The sequence below is a fragment of the Acinetobacter sp. UBA5934 genome (assembly GCF_002430855.1).
Lineage (GTDB): Bacteria > Pseudomonadota > Gammaproteobacteria > Pseudomonadales > Moraxellaceae > Acinetobacter.
Genome location: NZ_DJDC01000149.1, coordinates 6,222 through 21,766 on the forward strand (window position 1 = coordinate 6,222; position 15,545 = coordinate 21,766).

13 protein-coding genes, 4 tRNA genes and 1 pseudogene are annotated in these 15,545 nt (G+C 41.5%); 13 read left to right on the forward strand and 5 right to left on the reverse strand.

Going from position 1 to position 15,545, the window contains the following annotated elements:
* From B2Y23_RS10300 to B2Y23_RS10325, 6 genes and pseudogenes are all read left to right on the forward strand, one after another.
* Nucleotides 1-496: pseudogene (locus tag B2Y23_RS10300) on the forward strand (ribonuclease E/G); the annotation flags it as partial.
* A 196-nt stretch (nt 497-692) separates the two neighbouring features.
* Nucleotides 693-2,534, forward strand: a complete 1,842-nt coding sequence (locus tag B2Y23_RS10305; protein ID WP_291355607.1) for a long-chain-acyl-CoA synthetase — start codon at nt 693-695, stop codon at nt 2,532-2,534.
* A 192-nt stretch (nt 2,535-2,726) separates the two neighbouring features.
* A tRNA-Lys gene (locus B2Y23_RS10310) sits at nt 2,727-2,802 on the forward strand.
* A gap of 23 nt (nt 2,803-2,825) precedes the next feature.
* A tRNA-Lys gene (locus B2Y23_RS10315) sits at nt 2,826-2,901 on the forward strand.
* A gap of 57 nt (nt 2,902-2,958) precedes the next feature.
* Nucleotides 2,959-3,034 (forward strand) — tRNA-Lys (locus B2Y23_RS10320).
* Between the two features lie 217 nt (nt 3,035-3,251).
* Nucleotides 3,252-3,327: transfer RNA gene (locus B2Y23_RS10325), tRNA-Lys, on the forward strand.
* 114 nt (nt 3,328-3,441) lie between these two features.
* Here the strand turns inward: B2Y23_RS10325 and B2Y23_RS10330 are convergent.
* On the reverse strand, nt 3,442-4,047 hold the full coding sequence (locus tag B2Y23_RS10330; protein ID WP_291355609.1) for a hypothetical protein: 606 nt from the start codon (nt 4,045-4,047) through the stop codon (nt 3,442-3,444).
* Between the two features lie 313 nt (nt 4,048-4,360).
* Here B2Y23_RS10330 and B2Y23_RS10335 point away from each other — a divergent pair, with 313 nt between their 5' ends.
* Complete coding sequence (locus B2Y23_RS10335; RefSeq protein WP_291370675.1) at nt 4,361-4,624, forward strand: PspC domain-containing protein; 264 nt, start codon at nt 4,361-4,363, stop codon at nt 4,622-4,624.
* Between the two features lie 84 nt (nt 4,625-4,708).
* Here the strand turns inward: B2Y23_RS10335 and B2Y23_RS10340 are convergent, their stop codons facing one another.
* On the reverse strand, nt 4,709-5,809 hold the full coding sequence (locus tag B2Y23_RS10340; RefSeq protein ID WP_291370677.1) for an HPP family protein: 1,101 nt from the start codon (nt 5,807-5,809) through the stop codon (nt 4,709-4,711).
* A 243-nt stretch (nt 5,810-6,052) separates the two neighbouring features.
* On the reverse strand, nt 6,053-6,859 hold the full coding sequence (locus tag B2Y23_RS10345) for a transglutaminase-like domain-containing protein (protein ID WP_291370678.1): 807 nt from the start codon (nt 6,857-6,859) through the stop codon (nt 6,053-6,055).
* Nucleotides 6,860-7,171: 312 nt separating this feature from the next.
* Here B2Y23_RS10345 and glyQ point away from each other — a divergent pair, with 312 nt between their 5' ends.
* The 6 genes from glyQ to B2Y23_RS10375 all read left to right on the forward strand — a co-directional run bounded on the left by glyQ (nt 7,172) and on the right by B2Y23_RS10375 (nt 13,916).
* Entirely contained in the window at nt 7,172-8,155 is a 984-nt protein-coding gene (glyQ, locus tag B2Y23_RS10350; RefSeq protein WP_291370680.1) for a glycine--tRNA ligase subunit alpha, read from the forward strand.
* On the forward strand, nt 8,155-10,224 hold the full coding sequence (gene glyS, locus B2Y23_RS10355; protein ID WP_291370682.1) for a glycine--tRNA ligase subunit beta: 2,070 nt from the start codon (nt 8,155-8,157) through the stop codon (nt 10,222-10,224). The genes glyQ and glyS overlap by 1 nt, the downstream gene beginning before the upstream one ends.
* A 68-nt stretch (nt 10,225-10,292) precedes the next feature.
* Complete coding sequence (locus tag B2Y23_RS10360) at nt 10,293-11,963, forward strand: AIPR family protein (RefSeq protein WP_291370685.1); 1,671 nt, start codon at nt 10,293-10,295, stop codon at nt 11,961-11,963.
* A gap of 196 nt (nt 11,964-12,159) precedes the next feature.
* Nucleotides 12,160-12,549, forward strand: a complete 390-nt coding sequence (locus tag B2Y23_RS10365) for a hypothetical protein (RefSeq protein ID WP_291370687.1) — start codon at nt 12,160-12,162, stop codon at nt 12,547-12,549.
* Between the two features lie 369 nt (nt 12,550-12,918).
* Nucleotides 12,919-13,275 carry a hypothetical protein gene (locus B2Y23_RS10370; RefSeq protein ID WP_291355627.1) on the forward strand — a complete coding sequence of 119 codons (357 nt, stop codon included), beginning with the start codon at nt 12,919-12,921 and terminating at the stop codon, nt 13,273-13,275.
* Nucleotides 13,276-13,484: 209 nt separating this feature from the next.
* On the forward strand, nt 13,485-13,916 hold the full coding sequence (locus B2Y23_RS10375; RefSeq protein ID WP_291355629.1) for a hypothetical protein: 432 nt from the start codon (nt 13,485-13,487) through the stop codon (nt 13,914-13,916).
* A gap of 149 nt (nt 13,917-14,065) precedes the next feature.
* Here the strand turns inward: B2Y23_RS10375 and B2Y23_RS10380 are convergent, their stop codons facing one another.
* Both B2Y23_RS10380 and B2Y23_RS10385 read right to left on the reverse strand, forming a co-directional pair.
* On the reverse strand, nt 14,066-15,019 hold the full coding sequence (locus B2Y23_RS10380; protein WP_291355631.1) for a 2-hydroxyacid dehydrogenase: 954 nt from the start codon (nt 15,017-15,019) through the stop codon (nt 14,066-14,068).
* Between the two features lie 111 nt (nt 15,020-15,130).
* On the reverse strand, nt 15,131-15,328 hold the full coding sequence (locus tag B2Y23_RS10385) for a hypothetical protein (protein ID WP_086198476.1): 198 nt from the start codon (nt 15,326-15,328) through the stop codon (nt 15,131-15,133).
* Nucleotides 15,329-15,545 lie beyond the last annotated feature (217 nt).

Here is a 15,545-nt window from a genome sequence, read left to right on the forward strand (position 1 = left end):
TGATGTGGCGGTAACCAAAGCAGCACCTGAAGCAGAACCTGCTCCTGTGCTTGACTTAACTCCGCCAAAAGCAGTGTCTGACAAGCGTGTGGCGAATGATCCGCGTGAACGCCGCCGTTTAGCCAAGCAGGCTGCAGAGCAAGCTTTAGAGCAAGCGAAGCAGGCGCATAGCGAACCTGAAACTGCTCCAGCTGAAGCTACTCCTGCACCAGCAGAAGTAGAAACAGTAACAGCCGAAGCGGTTGAACCTGTCACTGAAGCGGTTGTGGAATCTGTGGTAGAAACAGAAACCGCTACAGTAGAAACTGAGCAGGCTGCTGAAGCTGCAACAGCTGAATTGGTGGAAGAAGCTGCCCAGGACACACCAACTGAGGTGGAGCCAAAAGCTGAAGCTGAAGCTGAAAAAACCGAAGGTGAAGAAGGAGACAAACCTGTCCGCCCTCGTCGTCCTCGTGGTCGTCCACCAAAGAAAGCAACGCCTGCAAATGAGTCATAATTAGTTCTCTAATTAGCTCTAGTGCAGCGAAATAAAAAAACCTAGTCATTCCGGTGACTAGGTTTTTTTTGTTATTTTTGTCGGATTAGGTTGATTGCACTAGATTGAAACGATTAAAAGACGTATGTAGAAATGACAGCAAGCGTATTGCGAACAAATAGACTGTATTGGATTACGAAAAATAAATAGGATTGATATGAATCACACTACACCGAGCGATCTTATTGGTATTACAGATGTCGCGGCAAAATTACCCAAATTTATAAGCAAAGTCCCTCATTTATTGAGTGGTCTCAAACAAGCCTATTTGCGCACCTCCAATACGCCTGCAGGCTTAGGAATTGCTTTTGAAAAAGCAGTAAAACGCAATCCTCACGGCATGGCTTTATTATTCGAAGACCAGAAATTCAGTTATCAGGAACTGAATGAATGGGCCAACCAGATTGGACATTTTTATTTATCTCTTGGTGCTCAAAAAGGCGATGTGATTGCGGTGATGGTCGAAAACCGTCCGGAACTGATTGCCACTGTTATCGCACTGGCAAAAATTGGTGTTACCTCGGCTTTAGTTAATACCTCACAAACTGGTAAAGCGCTGACTCATAGCATCAATCTGGTTAAACCGTTTGCCGTCATTGTCGGTGAAGAATGCCGTAACGCTGTCGAAGAAGTCTGCCAGGATTTAGAACTTGCCGCAGACCGTTTTCACTGGTTTGCCGATCAAGCCACGCAAATAGATGCGGGCAAAGCACCGCAAGACTGGGCGAATCTGGCAGAAAAAATTGATCAATTTCCGAAATTCAACACTCCGACCACTCACACAATTCAAGGTAAAGATGGCTTATTTTACATCTATACCTCAGGCACGACCGGTTTACCCAAAGCGGTTATCTTTACCCATAGCCGCTGGACTTTGGCTTATGGCACCTATGGTCATGTGCTGGATCTAAAACCAGATGACGTAATGTACTGTACCCTGCCGCTGTACCATGCCACCGGTATTGTGGTGTGCTGGTGCGGGGTGATTGCCAGCAGCGCAACCTTCGCTTTACGTCGCAAATACTCAACCTCTGCTTTCTGGAAAGATGTCAAAAAATTTGATGCTTCCGCGATTGGTTATGTCGGCGAACTCTGCCGTTACCTGATAGATGCACCACCGTCTGAACTGGAAAAAGGCCACCGTGTCAAAAAGATGATCGGCAATGGCATGCGCCCGAATATCTGGGACAAGTTTAAGGAACGTTTTGGCATAGAAGAAATTTTGGAGTTATATGCTTCCAGTGAAGGTAATGTCGGTTTCAGCAATGTGTTTAACTTTGACAACACCGTGGGCTTCTCGCCTACGCCTTATGCGATTATCGAATTTGACAAAGAAACCAATCAACCGGTAAAAGATGCCAAAGGCTGGTGTAAAAAAGTCAAAAAAGGCGAAATTGGCTTACTGGTAGGTAAAATTACCCGTCGTTCACCTTTTGATGGTTATACCGATCCGGAAAAAAACAAATCTGTGATCATGAAAGATGTGTTTAAACATGGAGATGCCTTCTTTAATACCGGTGATCTGGTACGCGATATTGGTTTCCGTCATGCCCAGTTTGTAGACCGCCTGGGGGATACTTTCCGCTGGAAAGGCGAAAATGTTTCTACCACCGAAGTGGAAAATGTGGTCAGTGAATATGAAAAAATTGCTGAAGCAGTGGTTTATGGTGTTGAAATTCCCAATACCAATGGCCGTGCCGGCATGGCAGCCATTACCTTGGATCCTGGGGCTGAATTAACCACTCAAGATTTAAAGCAAATGGCAACCGAGTTTAAAAAATGTTTGCCGGCTTATGCTGTTCCGGTATTTTTGCGTGTCCAGGCTCAAGTCGAAACTACGGGTACGTTTAAATATCAAAAGAATAAGCTCAAAGAACAGGCATTTGATCCCAACAAGACCGATGAACGCTTGCTGGTATTACTACCGAATGCGACTGAATATTGTGATTTAACTGCGGAAATATTCAACAATATTCAAGCTTATCAATACCGGTTCTAATGGCAGAACAGCTGTTTTTTCACGAGATCAGGCAAATTTGTTGTATTTATAATCAAACATCAACAAGTTTGCTAATTTTTACTTGCGCTCGTTTGATATCTTGCTACAATACGCTCCATCAAACGAAGTGGTGTTGAGGAAACTCTTTATTTTCTTGCACTGCACATTCAGACAAGCGCTGAATGTTGTTCAGGGTCGTTAGCTCAGCTGGTAGAGCAGCGGACTTTTAATCCGTTGGTCCCGCGTTCGAATCGCGGACGACCCACCACTTATTTTGATCAACCTAGAGATGGGTCGTTAGCTCAGCTGGTAGAGCAGCGGACTTTTAATCCGTTGGTCCCGCGTTCGAATCGCGGACGACCCACCATCTTTTAAAAGCTTCTAACATGAAGCTTTTCTAGCTTTTAAAGCACTCTTTCTGAATGGGTCGTTAGCTCAGCTGGTAGAGCAGCGGACTTTTAATCCGTTGGTCCCGCGTTCGAATCGCGGACGACCCACCATTCTTTCTTAGGGCTTCTTTCTGTACTACAATAGAAACGAAACCTGCAATATTCCGACCAAGACAAACCACATCGTTTCGGTGGATTCGCCATTCTCGAAATTTTGCTATACCGATGTTGCAAATTACGGTGCTCTAATGCGCCTTTAAAATCATAGATTTTTTTGCACTCGGGTGAATTCTTAAAGCGATGCTTTAAGTTCACTAATCCTTGTTTAGGGTTGTTAGCTCAGTTGGTAGAGCAGTAGACTCTTAATCTATTGGTCGAGGGTTCGAGCCCCTCACAACCCACCAAATTGTTTTATTATTCATCTTATATTGATGCTTTTATAAAATAAAAATACTCCACATTTGGAGTATTTTTATCCTTTGATTTATCAATTCTTTAAACTTAACTAGAATCTCTATTTAACTGACTTTCTCTTTGAGCAAACGATAAGCCTGTTGGGGCAGCGGATTACCCGCATTAAAATACTGCTGGTTTCGTTCAGAAGCATGGGCAATCTTTTCCAAATCCATAACCAGGTTTTTATTCTGATCAATATCATAGAAAAACTTCACCCCGTTTGAACGATACACAACCACCTGATGATGCTCGGCATCATAAGCCCAGCGATCTTGCCGGTAATGGAAATTTGAAGCAAAGGTAATCTGCCCCAGATGGATCATGGTACGGTGCGCACTACCATCAGCCAATAAATTGATCACATAGTCGCTTGTGCCTTGATCGCAGTTCGCAAAAGGATCTTTGCAGCTAATGGTGCATTGGTAACGTCCGATATAGGCTTTGGCATTTTGCGGTATGGTATTTTTAAGCACTGGTTGAGTTTTTTCTACAGGAACAGTCGCTTTTCCGGCAACTTCGGTCAGACTTTTGGCCGACTCATTATGCTCAGCTGGCGTTTCTGTTTTGACTTGCTGAGCTACTGAATCTTCCAAAGGTTTATGACAACCTACCAGAGCTGTGCTAATAATTAAAAAGAAAAATCCGCAATAATCCGTTTTTTGAAACACCCTTTTCCTCCTGAAACCTCAATTTTTTTGGCTATCCATTGCCGTATTTACCCATGTAAAACATAAATACTGAAACATGACTTTTCATTTAATAATTCTACATAGTAAACAAGATTTTATTAGTTCTTATTGATATAAATCAACTGATTTAAACAAAATACAACTTAAATCACGATATGAGGATCAGCCCTCCATATTTACATAAGTTAACTATTTTTTATGAATCGCCACTTTAAAAAACCTAGCTATAGCTCCATTTCTTTACTATGAGTATGTTGTTTTAACTTTTAATTTCTCATTTAAGGAGACCTAAATGGCCAATGTTGGTTTATATCGCTCTAAGCGCCAGAACATGATTGCCGGTGTAATGGGGGGTATTGCTGAACGTTTTGGTTGGAATGTGACTTTATTACGCATTATTTTCGTCCTTGTGTCTGTCATGAGTGCAGCATTCCCGGGGATTTTAGTTTATTTAATTTTATGGCTGGTGATTCCAAAACAGCAAAATAGTATGTTTGGTCAGGCACAGACCTATAGCAACCCAATTCGCACGGTAAATACGGATCAAAATCGCTAATATCTGATTAAATTTGATGAGTGCGTTTTATGCTACGACTTCTACCCCAATCAGTCGTAGCTTTTTTTTAACTGTATTTTTGTCTTATGCAGCTGCATTTAACTGCTGATTTAAGGCCGCAATCATATCGGCACGACTAATAATGCCCACCATTTTCTGTTTTTCCACCACGGGAATATAGTTAAATGAGCGCTCGACAAAATACGGCACCAGATCCTGAATCGGTTGCTCCGGTTTTACCGTTACTACCTGTCGAACCATAATATCTTTCACTTGGCGCTGCCATGTGGTTCTTAAATCCGTTGCACGCTTAAACCATTCCACCACTTCGTATAAAGCCAGTGTGCCAACCAGTTGCTGCTGGGCATTAATCACCGGCAGACTCATTAAATTCACATGTTTGAATTTATCCAAAGCCGAATGAATATCGTCATTTTCATTTAGGCTTAGAACATCTTTAGTCATGATGTCCTGACATTTAAACTGACTCACAGCCCGGGCATTGGCTTTTTCTTGGGCTGCCAGGATAATTTTTTGCAGGTCATATTCACTAATATCCAAAAGCTCGGTCTGCTGATCCAAGGTTGCCTGAATATCCTGTGGTTGAATGGTGACTTTTTGGGTTGGTGTCGGGTCTTTAGAACGCTGGTTGATCTGGGCAACCTGCGGATATTGCTTTCCTAACAAGCGGTTAAACACAACCGCAATCACCAGCAGCAACATAGAATTTAATAAAACCGGATAAAAAATAAAGTGATATCCCAGCTCATGTACTGCTTCTCCCCCCAAAACCGCGGTAATAGCCACGGCTCCACTCGGTGGATGCAAGGAATCTGTGGTCATCATCAAGACAATAGATAGGCCAACCGCAACACTAAAAGCTTCAGTCAGATTGGGAATATACATGGCGCAGGTCACCCCAATAATTCCGGCGATGCTATTTCCCACCACCATATTCCACGGCTGGGCCAAGGGGCTGGCAGGCACGGCAAACAACAATACGGAAGATGCGCCCATCGGGGCGATATACCAGGCATTGATATCACCCAGCACCCACCAGCTAATTAAAGATGAAAGTGCCAGTCCAAGTAATGCACCCAGACCGCACCATAGACGGTCTTTGAGGGGAAGAACCTTGAAATTGGGTTTTAGGGTATTGAGCCAGTCGAGATGGGAGTGAAACACAGTGCGCCTGATCTTATTGTTTGCAAATTTTGTGCATTATAGAACCAAGCCAGAGGAAAGGCATCTGGGTTTTACATCTTTACACCATTCGCGAATCTATGCTTTTTAAAACAATATTTCACTCAAGTTAAAAACATTCATTCTGTTTTTTATAGAATAATCGCTTCATCACCGGTAGCCATTTGCATGGAAAAATCCTTTTACCCTTCTGCTTAAATAGTTGTTCAAATTTTTTAAAACAGCCTAATTACTCATTTCAGGTTGAATCAGTGGCTGGATTTTTAACAGTTCGACCTGACCATAATAGGTTGAAAATGCGACATCGCCGGCATCGACGCCTGTGCCGATCCGAATGAGATTTTCGACCGGAGCCAAACGGGTCGGATCAAACTGCACCCATCCACCGTCTAGATAGGCTTCAAAAATGGCATGAAAATCAGGTGAAAACTTTTCAATTTCTACATAGCCAACCACCATACGGGCCGGAATTCCCAAGGCACGGCACAATGCAATGCCCAAATGGGCGAAGTCACGGCATACGCCTGCGCGATGTATCAGGACATCTGTAGCGGTAGTAGACTGGTCAGAACTGCCAGAAGCATAAAAAATGTTGTTATAGATCCACTGCTCAATTGCTTTGACCCGCGTATAACCCGGTGTCATCCAGCCAAACGAACGTTTTGCCATTTCAAGCAATAAATCCGAATTGCAATAACGGCTGGCCAGCAAATGAGGCAGTACTTCATCGGGTAACTCAGGAATTGCCACTTCATTCAGATCTTGCTGCGGCTCAAGAGAGATCCCCGGTTGCCGAGCTACTGTCGCAATATAATTCACTTCAAAAACCTCACAGGATTCGACCTGTAGCCGAACATGACGGTTTTGATGCTGAGCATCCTGAAATTCATGCCATGCCACCGGCAGATTAAAGCTCAGGTGTTCTTCGAGAATCTGCTGGTCGGGATGATGCGCCGCCTGAAGCATAAAAATAAATTCTGTCGGTTGCACGACCTTGTATTTTAAATGGCATTGAATTTGGTAAGTGGTCATGAAGTTCCTTATTTTTAAGCATTATTATATTGCGTGAATATTAAATTAATTTTAGGGTCACAATCGTATGAGATCCGTTGAGCTTTATGATTCTCCGGTTAACAGCAGGTCATCCATCTGATTTATGCCTGATTTTCAGATCAGCCTATATCGACCAGCAAAGCCAAAATCGCAGTAAGCCTCTAAATGCTGCGTATGGTTTAAGCCTGTTTTATTTTTTTCAAAAAAGTATCCGTACATTAACCCTTTGCCACTCCCCTGCAAAGTCCTTATAATTGAGCACAATTTTTCTCTAATTTTAAGTGGATGACCATGAGTCGCGCCATATCGCATATTGATACCTTCCAAGGCTTAATTCTTGCCTTACAAACTTACTGGGCGGAGCAAGGCTGCGTCATTTTGCAACCTTATGATATGGAAATGGGTGCAGGGACATTCCACACTGCGACTTTCCTACGCGCACTAGGGCCTGAAACCTGGAATGCCGCTTACGTTCAACCATCGCGCCGTCCCAAAGATGGCCGTTATGGTGAAAACCCGAACCGTCTGCAACACTACTACCAGTTCCAGGTGGTGCTGAAACCAAACCCGGACAATATCCAGCAGCTTTACCTCGACTCTTTAAAAGCCATTGGTATTGATACCCTGACTCACGACATCCGTTTCGTGGAAGATAACTGGGAATCGCCAACACTGGGCGCTTGGGGCTTAGGTTGGGAAGTTTGGCTGAACGGTATGGAAGTGACGCAATTCACTTACTTCCAGCAAGTCGGTGGTGTGGAATGCTACCCAGTCACCGGCGAAATTACTTACGGTCTTGAACGTCTTGCCATGTACTTGCAGGATGTAGATTCGGTTTACGATCTGGTTTGGACCAAAGGTCAGTTCGGTACAGTAACTTATGGCGATGTATTCCATCAAAATGAAGTGGAACAATCAACCTATAACTTCGAATATGCCAACGTTGAAAAAATGTTTGAATTGTTCGATTTCTATGAAGCTGAAGCAACGCGTTTGATCGAAGCGAAACTTCCACTTCCTGCATATGAGCAAGTCGTGAAAGCATCACACAGCTTCAACTTATTAGATGCGCGTGGCGCGATTTCGGTGACTGAACGTCAACGTTACATTTTACGTGTACGTACCTTGGCACGTTCTATTGCGACCAGCTATGTAGCAGCACGTGCGGAACTTGGTTTCCCAATGGCTGAACCTGCATTACGTGATGAAGTGTTGGCACAATTAAAAGCGCAAGTTGAAGCAGAAGCGAAAGAAGCAAACAAGGAGAGCAAATAATGTCTAAACATACCGTTTTGTTCGAATTGGGTTGTGAAGAACTTCCACCAAAAAGCTTAAAAAAATTACGTGATGCACTCCATGCAGAAACGGTTAAAGGCTTAAAAGATGCTGGTCTGGCTTTTGATGCAATCGAAGCGTACGCAGCACCACGTCGTCTTGCACTTAAAATCGTCAACGTTGATGCTGCGCAAGCAGATACACAAAAACGTTTTGATGGCCCTGCTAAACAAGCAGCCTTTGATGCTGAAGGTAACCCAACCAAAGCACTTGAAGGCTTTATGCGTGGTCAAGGCATCACGGTTGATCAAATCTCAACTTTCCAAGCAGGTAAAGTTGAAAAAGTGTGCTACTTGAAAGACGTTAAAGGTCAAAGCCTTGACGTTTTACTGCCACAAATTTTACAAAATGCCTTGGACAATCTTCCAATCGCAAAACGTATGCGTTCTGCGGCAAGCCGTACTGAATTCGTGCGTCCGGTAAAATGGGTTGTGTTGTTGAAAGACAACGATGTGGTTGATGCAACGATTCAAGATCACAAAGCAAGTAACGTGACATTCGGTCACCGTTTCCATGCACCTGAAGCGATTACGTTAACGCACGCTGACGAATACTTAGCGAAGTTAAAAGCAGCTTACGTTGTTGCATCTTTTGAAGAGCGTCAAGCGATCATTGATGGTCAAGTGAAAGCACTTGCTGATGAAGTCAATGCCATTGCAATCGTGCCTGCGGATCTTCGTGATGAAGTGACTGCACTCGTTGAATGGCCTGTTGCGCTTCGTGCAAGCTTCGAAGAACGCTTCCTTGCTGTTCCTCAAGAAGCATTGATCACCACCATGCAGGACAACCAAAAGTACTTCTGCTTAGTGAATGCTGACAATAAACTTCAACCGTACTTCATTACTGTGTCGAACATTGAGTCGAAAGACCCGACACAAATTATTGAAGGTAACGAAAAAGTTGTTCGTCCACGTTTGTCAGATGCTGAATTCTTCTTCTTGCAAGATCAGAAGCAACCGCTTGCATCACGTAAAGAGAAACTTGCAAACATGGTGTTCCAAGCTGAATTGGGTACGCTTTGGGACAAATCGACACGTATTGCGAAATTGGCCGTTGCACTTGCGCCTATTACTGGTGCAAACCCTGCTGATGCTGAAAAAGCTGCCCTTCTTGCAAAATGCGACTTAACCTCTGAGTTAGTAGGTGAATTCCCTGAACTTCAAGGGATCGCGGGTACTTACTATGCACGCATTGAAGGCGAAAATGACGAAGTAGCTGAGTCTTTAGGTGAGCAATACTTACCGAAGTTCGCAGGCGATGTTTTACCGAAAACCAAAACAGGTACTACGATTGCCCTTGCAGACCGTTTAGATACATTGACCGGTATTTTCGGGATCGGTCAAGCGCCTACTGGTTCTAAAGACCCGTTTGCACTGCGTCGTTCTGCGATTGGTATTCTACGTCTTGTGACTGAAAATGAGCTTGATGTGTCAATTGAAGACCTGATCAAACTTGCTTTGGCTGCGTATGGCGATGTTCTGAAAGATCACGACAAGACTTTGGCAGATGCTGTTGCATTCCTGGAAGGTCGTTACCGTGCGAAATACGAAGACCAAGGCGTTGCAGTTGATGTGATTCAAGCAGTTCAGGCATTGTCGCCAAAATCTCCACTTGATTTTGACAAGCGTGTAAATGCGGTAAACCATTTCCGTGCATTGCCTGAAGCTGCTGCACTTGCAGCTGCAAATAAACGTGTTGCCAACATTCTAGCTAAAGAAGCAGAGCCTGAAGGAAGCGTCGTTGAAGCGAATCTGGTGGAAGATGCTGAAAAAGCATTGTTCGCTGAACTTGCGAAAATCACGCCAGTGGTTGAGCCATTGTTTGCTGCTAAAGACTACACTGCTGCATTGTCTGCTTTAGCTGCGCTTCGTGCGCCAGTCGATGCTTTCTTTGACGGTGTAATGGTGATGGCAGATGATGCTGACCTGAAAGCAAACCGTTTACGTATGCTTGCTCAGTTACGTGGCTTGTTTACTAAAGTGGCTGATATTTCGGTATTACAGCACTAAGCCATAACTTCTTGTAAGTTAAAGAAAACCCCGCTATAAATGAGTGGGGTTTTTTAGTATCTATAATTATGTCTTTACAAGTTAAACAAATTCAAAAATTTCTTGATGAAAATATTTCTAGTTTGATTGATATGTCCGATTATTTAGGAAAATCATCAACAGATGTTGAGTCAGCCTTATATAGCCGAGCTTTAGCTGCATTAGCTATAAAAATGCATGAAGATATTTCTTTCGAAATAGCTGCAAACAGTATCACTGATGGTTTCAATGATAATGGAATAGATGCTATTTATTATTCAGATCTAACTAAGACTCTTTACTTTGTTCAATCTAAATTCCACCATTCTGGGAAAGGTAGCATCTCAGATGGAGATATTCTCAAGTTTAAAAAAGGAATTGAGACTATTATTAATGGTAAATTTGACAATTTTAATGAGAAAATAAAGAAAAGAAGTAAAGAGATTAATGATTTACTGCTGCAAGCACAAACAAAGTTTCACTTACTCGTTATTTACTCTGGTAAAGATGAAATATCTTCACATTGTTCAGAAACGATCGAAATTTTTCTCAATGAAAATAATGATTTATCAGAAATTTTCTTTTTTAATAATATAAATCTATCTCAAGTGCATCAATACATTAGAAGTGGTGCAAATCAACAAGATATTTCGACTGATGTACAACTTTATAATTGGAATTCAATTGAAGAACCTTATTTTTCAATTTATGGTCAGATCTCTGGGTTAGATTTAGTGGATTGGTATAGAAAATTCAATTTAAATTTATTCTCGCCAAATATTAGAAGTTTCTTAGGACAAACAGAAATTAATCAAAGTATACGTACAACTATCGAAGATGAGCCGGAAAAATTTTGGTACTACAATAATGGTATTACTGTACTCGCTCACGATATTGAAAAAAAACCTTTAGGTGGTAATTCCAAGGAAAGTGGTATCTTTGAGTGTAAGGGTATTAAAGTAGTTAATGGTGCACAGACGGTAGGAAGCTTAGCCTCTATTCGCGATAATATTGAAAAGTTAGATAAGGTTAAAGTTCACATTCGAATTATTAAAACTGATCAAGATTTACAACTATCAAGCGATATCACAAAAGCGAATAACACTCAAAACAGAATAGAAAAAAGAGACTTCGTTTCGTTAGATCCAAACCAAAAGAGGATCAAAGAGGAGCTAGAGCTGGATAAAATCGATTATATTTACAAATCAGGTGAAACAGCAGCTCACGTCTCTGAACAGACATTTGATTTAACAGATGCAACAATTGCTTTAAGTGCATATCAAACGGATATCCAATTCGTTGTACAAGCAAAGCGTGAAATCAGTAAACTTTGGGATGATATAAAGAAAGAACCATATACAATTTTATTCAATAAAGGTACGAATTCGAAAGAGCTAGCTAATGCAGTTAGCTTATTAAGAAATGTAGACCAGATAATTGAAAAACTAAAAATTTCCATCCCCAAAGAACATGAATTAATCCTTGTTCATGGTAATAGGTTTATTCTTTACTGTATTTTCCAAAAATTTAGAAGGGAAATTAAAGAAGGTTCTGAAGTTATTACACTAGAGAGAGAGCTCAATGAGCTAGTTAATAAACTTTTCTCTATTATCACTAGTGACTATAAAGAAAATTATGCTTCAACTTTATTTAAAAACTTAAATAAATGTAGAGAAATCTATAACAAATTAAATCAAGAAAGTTTAGAGCTCAGCAGTTAGAAACTTTTACCATGATTAAAAGGTATAGGCTTTTTAAATCTATACCTTCATTTTCAAAAAATAATCATAATAGGAGACATCATTTCCTTACTCGTTTTCTGCTTTTTAGCAGAGCTAAAGCTTAGATAAAACCTATAGTCAATTTCCGCCCAATTCCCTATACTCAAACTAACAACACTCAACAAGAAAGAATCACATGAAACTTAAAATGCTTATTTTGACTGGTCTTGCGGGTATTGCTCTTACAGCGTGTACAACTGCACCTAAAATCCCGCAACTGGAAACAGGTGTCTTACAAGAAGTTCAAAATCTGGAAGTCTATCCGGAAACCGCCAACAACAAAGCCACACTGACTAAATTTATTGATAAATGTGTAATTGAATTTACCGGTAACCTAGAAGCAGGTAAGTCGGTAGAACAATGGTCATTTAAAGGTTTAACCCTTATTTCAGGTGGTTCAGCAACCTTTGCCAAAGATGGTACAAGTACCGCAAATAAATTTGACCTAAACGCTCTAGAAGTACAAAAAAACTTCCTGGCACTACGTCATCATTTTCATAAAGATGCTTTAGCACAATGTGACTAATACCTGGCTCATATATCCAGAATCACTGATTCAATATGGATTCGGTGATTCTTTGCCTCCTTCAATAAAAGCCCTTCAATCGTTTTATTTTCATTCAAATACCGTTTATCTGTATTTATTTTAAAATGTTACATATCAATACTTTGTATCTAGGCTAATTTTTATTTTTTGAAAAAAAAATTAAAATTCAAAAACTAAAAAAGAATAGCCAAAAATCATTTTCACATTTCCCGCCAGATTGTTAATTCGCTGTTGCTAAAACGTGTGAATTTAATCAACAATTCAAAATTGCTCAATTTAAGCCATTAAAATAATGATCTTATAACTCGGTTAACACGCGAGTTTTATCATACAAGGATAAATCGAGCTATGAAAACAATCAGAACAATGTTGATTAGCACTGCACTTTTAGCTTGTACTTCCCTTTTCGCCAACCCAAACATTAATGCCCCTTCAGAAGTAAAAGCAAAAAACAGTGACCGAAATACTGCAGAAAAAGTGGATAATGTTAAAAAAGGTATGAATAAAACTCGAACTGCGAGTGAAAACTCTCGAGAAAATACCGAAAATTTTGCTCCTAATAATGAACAATCAGTCAAGGATGGCCACGGTTCACATCCAAGCAATATGGATATTAACGGTAAAACTCATGCAGAGCTGGGCACTTATTCAGGACGAATAACTTCAGGATTGACTGTCGAAATACTCAATAAGGATGACGAGTAAATTCGTATCTCACATATCGTGAAAAAGCTCATCTCGATGGGCTTTTTTCTCGCCTAATGATTTACGGATTCATCTCAAGTGTTATGAATCTGTATGAATTTAGCCACATTTCACGTTTTCTTCTTAATTCGCTCTTAGAATAAAATCAAACAGATCATATTGAAATAAATTGAAGCCCGCGCTAAAACAAAACAGGAATAAAACTCACAATGAAAATGATGAAAACGGTATTAATAACCAGTGCAATCTTGATGTCTACTCCGCTTTGGGCTCAAACCAGCACAGCCATTCCTTCCAGTACTGCCAGCTTAAATCAATCGACAACTTACGGCGATAATCCCAATATCTTTACAGTGCTCGGTCATAAAGCCCAGCAAAAGGTTCAGAACACGGTAGAAAAGGTGGATACCGCTGCGCAAAAAGGCATTGCCAAAGTTAAACCGAAAGTCGAAAATGCCTGGGAAGGAACCAAAGATTTTGCCACTGAAAAATCTGCCATCGCCAAAGAAAAGTCGCAACACGCAGCAGCCACGGTCAATCAGAAATTAAATGAAACCAAAGATAATATTATTGGCAGTCCAAATGATCAGCCCGCACCGATTATTTCTTATCCCTTAAGTGAGTCTTCAACCAATAATTAATTGGCAGTTACCTAGCCCTGTTACTTAAATACATGCGGCGCAGGCTACAACAGAACCCAAGTGATTAACCAATATAAGACCCGCTTAGAAAGCAGGCTAGTCCTAAACATGAAGCCTCTTGCAGAGAGGCTTCTTTACGTGAAGAAAGACTAATTGACTTGTCGAATCGGTTGTCCCGCTTGAAAGGCCAGCACATTCTGCTGCATTTGCTGCAAAATCCGTTGCCGTGCATCTACACTGCCCCATGCGCTATGCGGGGTAATAAGCAGGTTGGGAATATCCTCTGCCAGCAGTACATTGCCCGCTTTAGGTGGTTCAACACTCAGTACATCGGTTGCAGCGCCTGCAATTTTGCCCTGGCGTAAAGCATCAGCCAACGCTGCTTCATTGACGATTCCACCTCGTGCACAGTTAATTAAAAATGCGCTCGGCTTCATGGCATCGAAGGCTTGGGCATCAATTAAATCACGGGTATCTTCAATTAAGGGACAATGCAAAGTTAAAAAATCGACTTGCGGCAGTAGTTCGGCAAAAGCTATGCGACTTGCATCAGCAGGACGGTTCGGCAAGGATGCAACCAGAACCTCCATGCCAAAAGCTTCGGCCAGTTTTGCCACAGCCTGACCCAATTCACCATAACCGACTATACCCAGCGTTTTGCCTGACAGCTCAATAATGGGAAAATCCAGCAAACAGAATTGCGAAGCCTTATTCCACTCGCCTTGCTTCACAGCACGGTCGTATTTGAGTAAGGAGGTTGCTAAAGCCAGCATTAAACTTAAGGTATGCTGCGCTACCGCCGCAGTGCCATAACCCTGACAGTTACAGACTACAATGCCTTGTTTACGTGCCTGAACAAGGTCAATATTATTTGTACCGGTTGCGGAAATTAAAATCAGTTTTAAATGTGGACATTGCTGAAGCGTTTCAGCATCGACCAGCACCTTATTGCTGATAATGACCTCTGCCTCTCGTACACGCTCCAGTAGCTGCGCCTGGCTAGTCGCTGGGAAAAGTAACAGCTCATCAAACACGTCTTGCAGTGCACCAAAATCCAGATCATGTTGATCTAGCGATTCATAATCTAAAAATACCGCTTTCATGCTGCTTTCCCTGACTGTGTAATGATGAATTGAAAAATGATACCCAGCCATTAAAAGCCAGTTTTATATTCTTTTTCAATCAAATTTAGCCACTAAAAATGTAAAAACCCACTATTTAGTGGGTTTGTTGATATGCAGTTGAATAGACCTGCGAATTTCATAAAACACATAGATTGCCAGGACAAAAACCAGAAGCAATCCCCCGCCCATAATCATGTAAGTCGAATCCGGACTCTGGGCAAATGTTAAAGTAGATACTGTGCTAGACAGCAGGGTTAAAAGTACAGCCGGTAGAAAATCCAGTTTCATCCTTAGCACCTGTTATTTGTTTATTATGTGATTTTGGGCAAATTGAACTTGCCTTATATTTCTATCTTAGACCGATTTAAGGATAAAGCAAGTGAGCAAAATGAAAACACATCCCTGTGCATGCTCAACCCTGAGCAAGTCTGCTAAAGTGCAGATACCTGTTCAGGTTGGGTTATAAACTGCGCCGTTTCCGGAGTATCTTCCACAAACTGATGGC

Bases quoted from the DNA above. Each gene is read 5' to 3' on its own strand.
- B2Y23_RS10370 (WP_291355627.1), top strand. From the start codon at position 12,919: ATGAAAACAATCAGAACAATGTTGATTAGCACTGCACTTTTAGCTTGT.
- B2Y23_RS10365 (WP_291370687.1), top strand. From the start codon at position 12,160: ATGAAACTTAAAATGCTTATTTTGACTGGTCTTGCGGGTATTGCTCTT.
- B2Y23_RS10375 (WP_291355629.1), top strand. From the start codon at position 13,485: ATGAAAATGATGAAAACGGTATTAATAACCAGTGCAATCTTGATGTCT.
- B2Y23_RS10360 (WP_291370685.1), top strand. From the start codon at position 10,293: ATGTCTTTACAAGTTAAACAAATTCAAAAATTTCTTGATGAAAATATT.
- B2Y23_RS10385 (WP_086198476.1), bottom strand. From the start codon at position 15,328: ATGAAACTGGATTTTCTACCGGCTGTACTTTTAACCCTGCTGTCTAGC.
- B2Y23_RS10335 (WP_291370675.1), top strand. From the start codon at position 4,361: ATGGCCAATGTTGGTTTATATCGCTCTAAGCGCCAGAACATGATTGCC.
- glyQ (WP_291370680.1), top strand. From the start codon at position 7,172: ATGAGTCGCGCCATATCGCATATTGATACCTTCCAAGGCTTAATTCTT.
- B2Y23_RS10305 (WP_291355607.1), top strand. From the start codon at position 693: ATGAATCACACTACACCGAGCGATCTTATTGGTATTACAGATGTCGCG.
- B2Y23_RS10345 (WP_291370678.1), bottom strand. From the start codon at position 6,859: ATGACCACTTACCAAATTCAATGCCATTTAAAATACAAGGTCGTGCAA.
- glyS (WP_291370682.1), top strand. From the start codon at position 8,155: ATGTCTAAACATACCGTTTTGTTCGAATTGGGTTGTGAAGAACTTCCA.
- B2Y23_RS10380 (WP_291355631.1), bottom strand. From the start codon at position 15,019: ATGAAAGCGGTATTTTTAGATTATGAATCGCTAGATCAACATGATCTG.